Genomic DNA, 12,031 nt, shown 5'->3' with positions numbered 1-12,031 from the left:
CGGTTGAGCCTGCGCGCGGACGAGCCGGAGCGGTGGAACCGCGGAGCGGCGGGCGGTCAGCCCAGCTTCGGCGCCATGGCGGCCGGGCCCTGCCCCGCCCCCTTCGCCGTCCCGCAGAAGGCCTGCTCCAGGAAGCCGCCCTCCGCCTGCAGCTGCGCGACGAACTCCGCCTCGCCGCCGCGCGGGGTGACGGACATCGACACCTGCCGGTCGCCCGAGCTCCACATCTCGGTGCTGTACCCGGGCACCGAGCCGTTGTGCCCGTAGACCGGGCCGCAGGAGAGCTGCCAGCTGGCCATCCCGAGCCCGTAGCCCAGCCCGGTCGGCATGCCGTCGACCTCGATGGGGGTCGTCGTGGTCATCTCCTTCAGCAGCGCCGGCGGCAGCAGCCGGCCGCCCTGGAGAGCCTTGTCGAAGCGGTTCAGATCACCGAGGGTGGAGATCACCTCGCCGGCCGAGTTCGCCCAGGTGACGCTCGCCACCGTCACGTCCCGGTCGCTGCGGTCCTTCGGGCCGGGGCCCTCGGGCAGCGTCCAGTAGCCGTGCGCGTGCGGGCCCCGGATGCCGGTGGCCGTGCCCGGGAAGTACGTGTCGGTGAGGCCGAGCGGGCGCAGGATGCGCGCGGTGGCCTCCTGGGCGTAGCCGTGCCCGGTCACCTTCTCGATGACCATGCCGAGCAGGGTGTAGTTGACGTTGGAGTAGCCGTACCCGGTACCCGGCGGGAAGTTGGGCGCGTGCGCCACCGAGGAGGCCACCACCTGGGCCGGGGTGATGTGCCGGGTCAGGCCGCCCTGGTCGAGCCAGTTCCGGACGACCGCCGGGTCCGTCCAGTCGGGGAACACCCCGCCCTTCTCGTTGGTGGGGTCCCAGAGTCCGGAGCGGTGGCTCAGGAGGTGGCGGACGGTGATGTGGTCGCCGTTCGGGACCAGTCCGGGCAGGTACCGCTCGACCGGGTCGTCCAGGCCGATCCGCCCTTCCCCGACCAGTTGGAGCACCGTGGTGGAGACGAACACCTTGGTGACGCTGCCGACCCGGAACCGCCCGTCGGCGCGGACCGGTGCGCCGGTGGCCAGGTCGGAGACGCCGGACGCCCCGCGCCAGACCCCGTTCCCGTCCCTGACCTCGGCGATCGCCCCGACCGCGCCGGCACCGGTCACCGCCCGCAGGGCCGCCGCCCTCGGGTCGCCGGAGCCCGGCCGCGCGTCGGCGGCCCCGGCCGCACCCGCGGAGACCACCGGCCCGGCCAGGGCCAGACAGACCGCCCCCACCAGCGCGGAAACAAACGTACGACGTGCCATGCGACCCCACCTTCGCAGTCGGCGAGCAGCTCCTCGCCTCCGTCGCCCAGCCTCGCCGCACCGTTGACGGCCCGTCATCCCCCGCCAGGAGGAGTCGGTCGTACACCCGACAACGGAGAGCCTCCGCCGGAAGGCGGAGATCCGTGCCGGGCGCTACGACCGCGCGCAACTACCGGGCCGGGGCCGGGCGGACGGGGTGCTTGCTCAGGATGGACACCCGGTTGAAGGCGTTGATGGCGATCGACACCCAGACCGCCGCGGAGATCTCCTCGTCGCTCAGCACCTCGCGCGCCACGCCGTACGCGGCCTCCTGGAGCGCCGCGTCCGCCGGGGCGGTGGTCGCCTCGGCCAGGCCGAGCGCGGCGCGCTCGCGGTCGCTGAACACCTCGGTGTCCCGCCAGGCCGCGAGCACGCCCAGGCGCTGGGCGGTCTCGCCCTCGCGGATCGCGGCCCTGGTGTGCACGTGCAGGCAGTAGGCGCAGCCGTTGATCTGCGACACCCGGAGGTTCACCAGCTCGATCAGACGGCGGTCCAGTCCGGCCCCGGCCGCGACCTCGCGCGCCGCCTCGGCGGCGGCCAGGAACGCCTTGTACGCCTGGGGGCTCTGCTTGTCGATGAACACCCGCCGGTCCGTCGGGACCTCCGTCACGTCACTCACCTGGACTCCTTAAGCTGATCGGGCTGTCGTCCGCCACTCTGCCATGGCATGATAGTTGAATATAGAACTAATTGCACCTGGGAGGGACCCCCGTGAGCACCGCTGAGACCGACCGCGCCGCCACCCCCACCGCCGACCCGCGGGTGGAGGTCCTGCCCGCCCGGGACGTGCCGCTCGGCGGCCCGCGCGCGATGACCGTACGCCGCACCCTGCCCCAGCGCTCCCGCAGCACGATCGGCGCCTGGTGCTTCGTCGACCACTACGGTCCCGACGACGTCGCGAGCACCGGCGGCATGGACGTCGCCCCGCACCCGCACACCGGCCTGCAGACCGTGAGCTGGCTGTTCACCGGCGAGATCGAGCACCGGGACAGCCTCGGCGTCCACGCGTACGTCCGGCCCGGCGAGGTCAACCTGATGACCTCCGGCCGCGGCATCGCCCACTCCGAGGTCTCCACCCCGGCCACCACCGTCCTGCACGGCGTCCAGCTGTGGGTCGCCCTGCCCGAGGAGCACCGGCACACCGGGCGCGACTTCCACCACCACGTGCCCGCCCCCGTCGCCCTGGACGGCGGCGAGGCCCGGGTCTTCCTCGGCACCCTCGCCGGCGACACCTCCCCCGTCCCCACCTTCACCCCGCTGCTCGGCGCCGAGCTGACCCTGCGCCCCCGGGCCACCGTCACCCTCGACGTCGACCCCGCCTTCGAGCACGGCCTGCTGGTCGACAGCGGAGACGTCCGCCTCCTCGACACCCCGCTGCGCCCCGCCGAACTCGGCTACGCCGCCCCCGGCCGCAGCACCCTCACCCTCACCAACACCGGCGACACCGACGCCCGGCTGGTCCTGCTCGGCGGCACGCCCTTCGAGGAGCAGATCGTCATGTGGTGGAACTTCATCGGGCGGTCCCACGAGGACATCGTCCAGGCCCGCGACGAGTGGCAGGCCGCCTCCGACCGCTTCGGCGCCGTCCAGGGCTACCCGGGCGACCGCCTCCCCGCCCCCGAACTCCCCGGCCTCCCCCTCAAGCCCCGCGGGAACGCCCGCTGACCTGCGCGTTTGCCAATCGGGGGTGCGACGGCCGGGTCCGCCACACCCCCGAGGCATGACACCGCTCGACCATCCGCGACAGCGCTTGACAGGACCAATGCTGACTCAATGCCGAGTTTGCCGATGGCCCGTCAGAACCGATCGGGGCACTCACCGCACCCGGAACGTCATCGTCGGGCGCCGCCGCGAGAACCGGCGGATGCCCGGCACGGCCCCCTCGTCGGCTGCCGAAGGACGGTCACCACCGGAGCGGCGCGGGCCGGAGAAGGCCTCCACCATGCCGTCCGTTGCCCTCGCTGACGATCTTGCTTCAAGCCAGTTGTTAGCCCCGGGCCCTGCGGGACATTCCCAGCCCCCCGCTGTCCCCAAGAGCCCGCCGACCCGCCCCCGACCCGGCGCCAGGGTGACCTCACGGCGGACACCCCGACGACAGCAGCACCCTCAGTCGAGGCGCTGGATGCCCTTCGACGGGTCCTCTGGGTGGAAGGTCTTGGACGGGCACTTCTTGTGCGCCATCGCCTGGCACCAGTGACAGGACGCGCACCCGACGCTCAGCAGCACCAGCACCAGCACCCCAGTCGCTCGGCCTCCACGAAGGCATCCGGCCTTCAGGGCCACCAGCCGACGGGGTTGTCGGCGGGCTGCAGCAGGTTCGGGAGGTGACATCAGCCAGGCGGTTCACCACGTGGGCAGCGTGGCAGCACCGACCGCAGGAACCGCAGAACCAAAACCGACTGGTGGGGTCAGTGCCAGCCGGTCGATCTGCGCGGTCTCGCCGCACGTGCCGCGGATGCAAGGTCGAACGGCACAGCATCCTCATCACTCCCCTTATTGTGCAAGTGACAGTAACTGGAGTACCGTGCAGGACATGCAAGATGACGCATGGTCACCACCCGCCGTGCTGCTGACGGTCGATCTCGTGATCCTGACACTGCGGGAGAACCGCCTGCACGTGCTCCTGGTGGAACGAGGCGGAGATCCCTTCCGGGGCATGCTCGCCCTACCCGGAGGATTCCTGAACCACGACGGCGAGGAGATCCTGGATGCCGCCCACCGTGAACTGAGCGAGGAAACGGCTCTGGCCACTGGCCGGGTGCACCTTGAACAGCTGGCCGTGTACGGGGACTCGGGCCGCGATCCGCGGGGGCGAGTCGTCTCCGTGGCTCACCTGGCGATCGCGCCGGGGCTGCCCGACCCGGTCGCGGGGACGGATGCCACCGACGCCGCGTGGGTTCCCGCAGAAGCCGTCCTGTCCGGCGAGGTGGAGCTCGCCTTCGACCACCGCCGAATCGCCACGGACGGGATCGAACACGCGCGCACCAAGCTCGAGTTCTCGGCGCTGGCCACCGCGTTCTGCAGGGAGAACTTCACCATCGCAGAGCTCCAGCAGGTCTACGAGGCCGTCTGGGGCACCGAGCTCGACACCCGCAACTTCTACCGGAAGGTCCAAGCCGCGAAGGGATTCATCGTCCCCGCCGGCACGGATCGCAGAACCACGGGAGGACGGCCCGCCCGGCTGTACCGGGCCGGCCCGAAGACCGTGCTGTTCCCACCGCTGATACGGCCCGCGCCATCCGCGACGGACGAGAACACGAGAGGGGAAGAGGAATAGATGTCGAATGGCCCGGTGGTGGTTCTCACTGCCCTCAATCTTGAGTACCAGGCCGTACGCCAGAAACTGGCGGGCCCGCAGGTGCATCGCCATGAGCGTGGCACCCGGTTCGAAGTGGGAACCGTGCAGGGCACGTCGTGCCGTGTCGCGCTCGGCCTGACGAGCAAGGGGAACCACTCCGCCGCAGTGATCGCCGAACGCGCGATCCAGGAGTTCTCGCCGGTGGCCGTGCTGTTCGTCGGGGTCGCCGGCGCACTGTGGGACACCACCAGGCTGGGCGACGTGGTGATGGCGTCGCACGTGTACGCGTACCACGGCGGGACCAGCGAGGACGACGGGCTCAAAGCCCGCCCCCGGGTGTGGGAAGCACCGCACGGCATCAGCCAGCTCGCCTCGCACCTGGCCCGTCTGAACGACTGGGCGGACCCCGCGCCCGGTCACGAGGACGCACCGCAGGTCCGCTTCGGGGCGGTCGCCGCCGGCGAGGTCGTCCAGAACTCGAGGATCTCGGCCGAGGCGAAGTGGATCCGGCAGCACTACAACGACGCACTCGCCATCGAGATGGAGGCGGCCGGTGTGGCACAGGCCGGCCATCTCAACGGGGCACCGGTGGCCATCATCCGGGGGATCAGCGACCGGGCGGACGGCACGAAGAACAGTGCGGAGGACCGCAACTGGCAGCCGCGGGCCGCGGCGAACGCGGCGGCGTTCGCCACCCGCCTGGCGGTGGAACTGGTGGGGGAACTGGAGGAGGACGCGATGCCCCGGGACGACAGGCTCCGTGCGGCCGACAGGCTCGACCGACACGTCGGCAACACCGCCCACAACAGCACCGTCGGCATCATGGCCGGCTCGGTCACGGGCAGCAGCGTCCACATGAACGCGGTCCCGAAGGCATCCGGACCGACGGACCTGGTCGCGGAACTGAGCAACTTCCGTGAGCAGTTGGGGCGCCACCGCGTCGAGGGCGCCCTCGACGAGGACACCTACCGGGAGGCCCTGGCCGATCTGGACTCCGCCCTCCGGTCGGCTGGGGGAAACACCCCCGAATCGTCGAAGCGGACGGCCATGACACTCAAGAGGCTGCGCGGGCTGGTGGCGGAGTGCCCGGCGCTGGTGGCCCGGCTGGCCCCTCTGGTCGCCACCGCCGGTGACCTGTCATGAACCAGGGCAACGATGCCGCGTACAGCTCGGCCGCGTACGACTCCACGGTCGGAATCCAGGCCGGGACCGTACACAACTCCAACGTCTACTTCGTCCACCCGGACGCCTCACCGCAGGAGAAGTACCGGCTGGGCGTACGGTTCCTGGAGGACGGCGTCCCCAGCCGCGCCCGCGAAATGATCACCGATGCGATCGCCCACAGGTACGACGGCGCGGAGGTACGTTTCCACTGGGTGCTCGCCGTACTCAGCGGACGCACCTACCAGGACCTCACCGCTGAAGACGTCCACCGGCTGCATCACGCCTCCGGGCTCGTACGGATCTACGCCGAGGGCGAGTGGAAGGAAGCCCTGCGTGTCACTTTCGACCTGCTGGCGGTGCTCAGCGCCGCGAGCGGCGAGACCGGAGCCGTGCTGAAGCACCTGCATGACCTGCCGCTCCGCCAGCGCGACGCGATCCTCCGCCACCTCGACCTCATGCTCACCGGAGGGCTGAAGGACGACCTGTGGGCGGAGACCTGCGAACGGGCCGGGGCGGAACGCTTCGGCAACGACCGGGTCCGGCGGGTCTGGGCCTACTTCGCGCCCGCCCCCATCGGGGCGCGGGCCGTTCCGCCCCGCCCGAGCACCGCTGCCGCCGCCCGGGCGGCCCTCCCAGTGCGGGCCGCTCTGTTCGCCTTCAGCAGCGCGCTCCTCGGGGCCCTGGCACTGATCGCGAACCCGGTCTGGGCTGCCGCCGAGTTACTGGTGGCGCTCGGCGCGGGTCTGACCGCGGCCCGCTTCGGCCTCCGGTGGTGGGGGCGGGAACTCCGGTCGGACCTCACGGCCGTGGCCCGCGTCCCCCACCCGCGAGATCCCGCACCCACCGAAGGCAGGTTCACCAACAGCGTCCGTCATTCGTTCGATCACTACTTCAGCGTTCGCACGCCCTACGGGTTCACCCCGGAGGCCTGGCTCGCCCACACCGTTCAGATCCGCGGCAGCCTCGCCGCCGAGATCGCGGACCTCTACCGGGAGAGCCGGATCGGTGTGGAGCGGGTCACCTGGTTGATCCGCTACCTCGCCGAGGACGCCCGGAACCGCCACAACAACGGCACCCTGTTCGATCGTCACCGCCAGGACCCGACTCCGGCCGGGACGAAGGCCCTGACCGTGGTGGCCCTCGCCGTTCTCGGTGCCTCGGCTCTGGCCGCATCCGGCACGGCGATCTCGGGTGCCGCCTCGCCGCGACCGCTGTGGGCCTTCCTGGCCGTGCTCGGTGCGGCCTGGTCCGGGCACGCGGCAGCTTCCCGGTGGCTGGAGATCCGACGTGAAGAGCACCGACTGGCCCGGGAGACCCAGGAGTACCACGAACAGCTGACCGCACGACAGATCGCCCACCAGCGCTGGAAGGAATTCCTGGACGTCATGCGCCCCACCGAGCTGGAAATGGAGACCTGGCTCACCTGCGACAAGACTTCGTTCGTCGATGAGGCGCTCCGGTACCACCGGCTCACCTGGCGTGACCTGATCACCCACACGATCCTGGTGGCCCCGGCTCCTTCCTCCAAACGGGGCCGGGTCCGGGGCGGCCACTGGCGGTACTCGCACTACGTCTTCCGTCTGTTCCTGTTCACCCAGGACGGCGTCCGCGAGGTCAGCTCCGAGTTCACCTTCTCCGATGCGACGCGCAAGAACGAGCAGCGGAGCAACTACCGGTTCGACGCGCTGTCCTACGTGCAGGTGACGGAGAACGCCGACATCGGCTACGACCTGGAGCTCGTCCTCACCAACGGTCCGGCCAGGAAGATCCGTGTCAAGGACACCGACGCCCACCAACTGGCGCCGGACGAGAACGCTCAGGAGATCTCCGAGATCAACCTCAGTGCGGCCGGCTCCACCCACGCCTTCCGCATCCTGGAGGGGGTAGCGGCGGACGGAAAGGGCTGGATCGAACGGCACAGTCCCGACAACCTGACGCCCTTCCAAATCGTCGGCTGATCCCCAAATCGAGCTTGGGAGTTCCCGTGACCTCCACAGACGACGTCACCGAGAGCAAGATCCTGCTGGCCGAGTACGACTGCCTCAAGGAGGAGCAGAAGACCCGCATCGGGTTCCGCGACAACCTGCTCTACTTCACGCTCGCCGCGGCCACCGCAGTCGTGGCGGTCACCGTCCAGAGCGGACAGTCCCGACTGCTGCTCTTCGTCCCCGCGATCTGCCTGATCCTGGGCTGGACCTACCTCGTCAACGACGAGAAGATCTCGGCGATCGGCTGCTACGTCCGCGACCGGCTGGGACCGCGCCTGGGGGAACTCTCATCCGCCGACAGCATGGTGTTCAACTGGGAGGTCTACCACCGCAACGTCACGGGCCGCACTATGCGCAAACGGCTTCAGACCGCAGTGGACCTGTTCACCTACCTGGTCCTGCCCATGGTCTGCACGACCGCTTTCTGGCGCTCCCACGCCCAGCCCCTGCTCGTGCTCGCTTCGCTCGTGCAGACGCTCGCCCTGACCGTACTGGGTTGGCAGTTCCTGCGTCGCACGGAGCAGTAGTACGGCCCCGCCGGACCCGCTCCACACACACGTACGGCGCCTCCGGTACGTGGAAGCGCGGGCAGGACTCCGCTCTATGGCCAGCAGGCGTCCGGCTCAGCCCGGGACAATTCGTCGAGGTCGAGGGTGCAGGTGCGTCCGTCGGGCAGCTCGCTGGGCCGCTTGCCCGAGCAACGTGCTCCACTCGCGCGGGATCACTGCTGGCCGGTCAGGTACAGGCACAGGGCGAAGGCACAGCGGATTCGGGTTGCGAGCGCTGATGGTCGCGATGGTCGAAGTGCCGACGACCGACCGGAGCCCGGTGGCGTCTGTCACCGGGCTCCGGCATCGGTCCCTACCCTGGCGTGGCCTTGTTGTCGTGCCCGGAGAAAGCTGGAGCTCAAGCGTCCGGTCAGCTACAACGGATACCGCGCGATCCTGGCCGTCATCGAGGCGTCGGAGGAAGGGCTCCGGGCCAAAGACGTCTGCCAGGCGATCGGCCTCGCGCCCGGGCCACGGCATATCGAAGGCACCCGACCCAGGCTGAAACGCCTGGTCAGCCGCGGCATCCTCACCGAACCCGAGCCCGGCCTGTTCACCCTCACCAACCCGACGCCGGCCGCCCTGACCTGAACTCCGGCGAAGCCTCGCGGAACACCCTCTCAGGCCGATGCCGGCTCAATGCCGACTTTGCTGATGACCCAGAGGTGTGGTCAGCCGATGCCGACGGTCGGGTCGGCGCCGGTGGTTAGGCCGGCGGAAGTGGGCGCGCACCCGGATTTCGAGCCCGACCGCCCCGCGTCGCTGCCCCGACCGCCCTGCCCCTTGGAGGGCGGGGCGTCGGCGCTCGCGCAGGCGTGGCAAGCCCGGGGACTTGCATTCGCCGTTTTGATGCATACGCTGGTATTTGCAATGACACTGACTTTGCGCTCCGATGTACGCGAGAGGAGGCCGACCCGATGGTCGCCACGGACCCCGGGCTCACCGCCCTCGCCAGCGGCTGGGCCGCGCTGTCCGTCCTGCAGGGCAGGATCGAGGCGCACCTCGAACGCGCCCTGCTGGCTCGGCACGGCCTGAGCGTACGGGAGTTCTCCCTGCTCGACGTGCTCAGCCGCCAGCACGACGGACTCGGCGGGCACCTGCAGATGAACCAGGTCGCCGACGCGCTCGTCCTCAGTCCGAGCGCCACGACCCGCCTGGTCACCAGGCTGGAGGACCGCGGCCTGCTGGCCCGCTTCCTGTGCCCGGCGGACCGCCGCGGCATCTACACCAACGTCAGTGAGGCCGGTCTGGAGCTGCTGGAGCAGGCCCGTTCGACCAACGACGCCGCGCTGCGGGAGGCGCTCGACGAGGCCGCCCGCAACCCCGAACTGGCCTCGCTGGTCACCGCGGTCGAGGCCGTGGACGCCGCGCGACGCGGGTAGGGCCGGGCCGGCCGGGCCGATCGCTCGACGCGGGGCGGGCGGCCGCCCCGGCAGTCGGACGAGCGAGTCAGCCGCGCCGGCAGCAGACGGCGCGTTCGAGGCGGTACCCCTCGCCGAGGGAACCCGGCGCGTCTGCGGAACCGATCCACGACTCCCGGTCCGCCGGCGCCCTACTCACCCCCTCCATACGTCGAGCAACATCCGCGACACCTCGCTACCGCACAAGGCCGCGCTCAACGCACCCGCGACCACGCCCCACAGCCGCGGCCGGACCGGATGCCCGGCCGCGAGTCGGCCTTCGGGTGACACCACGGGCCGGGCACCCCGTCGGCCCCGTGGAAGCACGACGCACGGCGACCCCGACAGGTCCCGCTCGACGACACCCGGAACCGCTCCGGTCGGGCCCAAAGGGCGGCCCCGGAGGCATCCCGACCGGGGCCTTCGACTTGCGCGCTCCTGCCGACGGCACTGAGCTTGGCGGGGGACCTCGCCACGCCACCGACGAGCCGCGAAGGCCGTCCGGGCAGGGCCGCCTGACATGTGGCGCGGCAGACACTTGCATTACCCCGCGCATGCAACTATTGTTTTCACATGTAAGGCGCTTCTGCATCCATCTGATGCAGGGTGCCTCTCCCCCGGCCCTGCGGAACGCCGCCGCGCACCCTCGCGCGACCCCGCTCGCAGCGCCGCCGCCCCTCGCAGGCGCCCGTCCACTCGCGCCTCGCCCCCGCCCGGAGCACCGTCAGGCCCCGGCAGCACTGATCGAAAAGGCATCATCATGTCCCTGAAGAGCATCCTTCCCGGCAAGCTCGGCTTCGGCACCGCCCCCCTCGGCAACATGTTCCGCGCGATCCCCGACGCCGAGGCCGCGGCCACCGTCGAGGCCGCCTGGCAGCAGGGCGTCCGCTACTACGACACCGCCCCGTTCTACGGCGCCGGCCTCTCCGAGACCCGCCTCGGCGAGGTGCTGTCCACCAAGCCGCGCGACGAGTATGTCCTGTCCACCAAGGTCGGCCGCGTCATCCTCGACGAGGTGGAGGAGGGCGCCCGCGACCTCGGCGAGAAGGGCGGCATCTTCGAGCACGGCAACCCCAACAAGGTCCTCCACGTCTGGACCGCGGAGGCCACCGAGCGCTCCATCGAGGACAGCCTCAAGCGCCTGGGCACCGACCGCCTGGACATCGTCTGGGTCCACGACATCGCCCAGGACTTCCACGGCGACCAGTGGCTGAGCAAGTTCGAGGAGGCCCGCACCGGCGCCTTCCGCGTCCTGTCCCGCCTGCGCGACGAGGGCGTCATCAAGGCCTGGGGCCTGGGCGTCAACAAGACCGAGCCGATCGAGCTCACCCTGGCCCTGGACGAGCCGCAGCCCGACGGCTTCCTCCTCGCCGGCCGCTACACCCTCCTTGACCACGACCACGCCCTCCAGCGCCTGCTGCCGATGGCGCAGGAGCAGAACGTCGACATGGTCGTCGGCGGCCCCTACAGCTCCGGCGTCCTGGCCGGCGGCGCCCACTTCGAGTACCAGCCCGCCCCGCGGCACATCCTGGACAAGGTCGCCCGTCTGAAGGACCTGACCGCCAAGCACGGCGTCTCCATCAAGGCCGCCGCCCTGCAGTTCTCCCTCGCCCACCCGGTCACCGCCGCCGTCATCCCCGGCGCCACCAAGCCCAGCCGCATCGCCGAGGACGTCGCCGCCCTCAACGAGACCGTCCCGGCCGCATTCTGGCAGGAGCTGCGCGCCTCCGGCCTGGTCAGCCCGGCCGCCCCGCTGCCCACCGGCGCCTGATCACCCCCTGCACCCCCACACCCCACCCACCGCAGTGCACAGGAGAAACAACCATGGCCTCCACCTCCGTCAGCCGCATCGTCCCCGGTAGCCCCGAGCAGGTCTGGGCCCTCATCGGCGGCTTCGACGCCCTGCCCGACTGGCTGCCCTACATCCCCGAGAGCGTCGCCGTCGAGGGCGGCCGGGTACGTCAGCTGAAGAACCCCGAGGGCGAGGTGATCGTCGAGCGCCTCGTGGACTTCAACGAGACCGAGCGGCAGTACAGCTACGCCATCCTCCAGGCCCCGTTCCCGGTCGACGGCTACGTCTCCACCATCCGCGTCCACGCCGTCCCCGGCCGCGACGACCTCGCCGAGGTCCAGTGGTCCGGCCGCTTCAACCCCGTCAACGCCACCGAGCAGGAGGTCGTCGACCTGTTCACCGGCATCTACGCCGACGGCCTCGACGCCCTGGCCCGCACCCTCGCGGGCTGACCGGGGCACCGCGCACCGGCGGCGCGGCGGTCCGGACACCCGATCCCCCAGG

The 12,031-nt window shown here is 70.9% G+C and carries 10 protein-coding genes; 8 read left to right on the top strand and 2 right to left on the bottom strand.

The window, feature by feature from the left end; all coding sequences use genetic code 11:
- Nucleotides 1–56: 56 nt before the first annotated feature.
- Together ACFU6K_RS15280 and ACFU6K_RS15275 are read right to left on the bottom strand one after the other, a co-directional pair.
- Nucleotides 57–1,298 (bottom strand): serine hydrolase domain-containing protein, encoded by a 1,242-nt coding sequence (locus tag ACFU6K_RS15280; protein ID WP_380663303.1) that lies wholly within the window; start codon nucleotides 1,296–1,298, stop codon nucleotides 57–59.
- Between the two features lie 169 nt (nucleotides 1,299–1,467).
- Entirely contained in the window at nucleotides 1,468–1,956 is a 489-nt protein-coding gene (locus ACFU6K_RS15275) for a carboxymuconolactone decarboxylase family protein (protein WP_380663302.1), read from the bottom strand.
- Between the two features lie 92 nt (nucleotides 1,957–2,048).
- On the opposite strand from ACFU6K_RS15275, the gene ACFU6K_RS15270 reads away from it, so the two are divergent.
- The 8 genes from ACFU6K_RS15270 to ACFU6K_RS15235 all read left to right on the top strand — a co-directional run bounded on the left by ACFU6K_RS15270 (nucleotide 2,049) and on the right by ACFU6K_RS15235 (nucleotide 11,979).
- On the top strand, nucleotides 2,049–3,002 hold the full coding sequence (locus ACFU6K_RS15270) for a pirin family protein (RefSeq protein ID WP_380663300.1): 954 nt from the start codon (nucleotides 2,049–2,051) through the stop codon (nucleotides 3,000–3,002).
- Between the two features lie 868 nt (nucleotides 3,003–3,870).
- Entirely contained in the window at nucleotides 3,871–4,614 is a 744-nt protein-coding gene (locus tag ACFU6K_RS15265) for an NUDIX domain-containing protein (RefSeq protein WP_380663299.1), read from the top strand.
- Complete coding sequence (locus tag ACFU6K_RS15260) at nucleotides 4,615–5,778, top strand: purine phosphorylase (RefSeq protein ID WP_380663297.1); 1,164 nt, start codon at nucleotides 4,615–4,617, stop codon at nucleotides 5,776–5,778.
- Nucleotides 5,775–7,757 carry a hypothetical protein gene (locus tag ACFU6K_RS15255; RefSeq protein WP_380663295.1) on the top strand — a complete coding sequence of 661 codons (1,983 nt, stop codon included), beginning with the start codon at nucleotides 5,775–5,777 and terminating at the stop codon, nucleotides 7,755–7,757. Before ACFU6K_RS15260 ends, ACFU6K_RS15255 begins: the two co-directional genes overlap by 4 nt.
- Before the next feature lie 26 nt (nucleotides 7,758–7,783).
- Nucleotides 7,784–8,314, top strand: coding sequence for a hypothetical protein (locus tag ACFU6K_RS15250; protein ID WP_380663293.1), 531 nt, complete (start codon nucleotides 7,784–7,786; stop codon nucleotides 8,312–8,314).
- A gap of 938 nt (nucleotides 8,315–9,252) precedes the next feature.
- Nucleotides 9,253–9,717, top strand: a complete 465-nt coding sequence (locus ACFU6K_RS15245) for a MarR family winged helix-turn-helix transcriptional regulator (protein WP_380663291.1) — start codon at nucleotides 9,253–9,255, stop codon at nucleotides 9,715–9,717.
- A 778-nt stretch (nucleotides 9,718–10,495) separates the two neighbouring features.
- Nucleotides 10,496–11,506 (top strand): aldo/keto reductase, encoded by a 1,011-nt coding sequence (locus ACFU6K_RS15240; RefSeq protein WP_380663288.1) that lies wholly within the window; start codon nucleotides 10,496–10,498, stop codon nucleotides 11,504–11,506.
- Nucleotides 11,507–11,559: 53 nt separating this feature from the next.
- Nucleotides 11,560–11,979 (top strand): SRPBCC family protein, encoded by a 420-nt coding sequence (locus ACFU6K_RS15235; protein ID WP_380663286.1) that lies wholly within the window; start codon nucleotides 11,560–11,562, stop codon nucleotides 11,977–11,979.
- The last annotated feature ends 52 nt before the right edge of the window (nucleotides 11,980–12,031 follow it).

The sequence above is a fragment of the Kitasatospora sp. NPDC057512 genome, from assembly GCF_042802135.1.
Taxonomy (GTDB): domain Bacteria; phylum Actinomycetota; class Actinomycetes; order Streptomycetales; family Streptomycetaceae; genus Kitasatospora.
The sequence above is the reverse complement of the archived record's forward strand: the minus strand, read 5'-3'. Positions and strand labels throughout refer to the sequence as shown.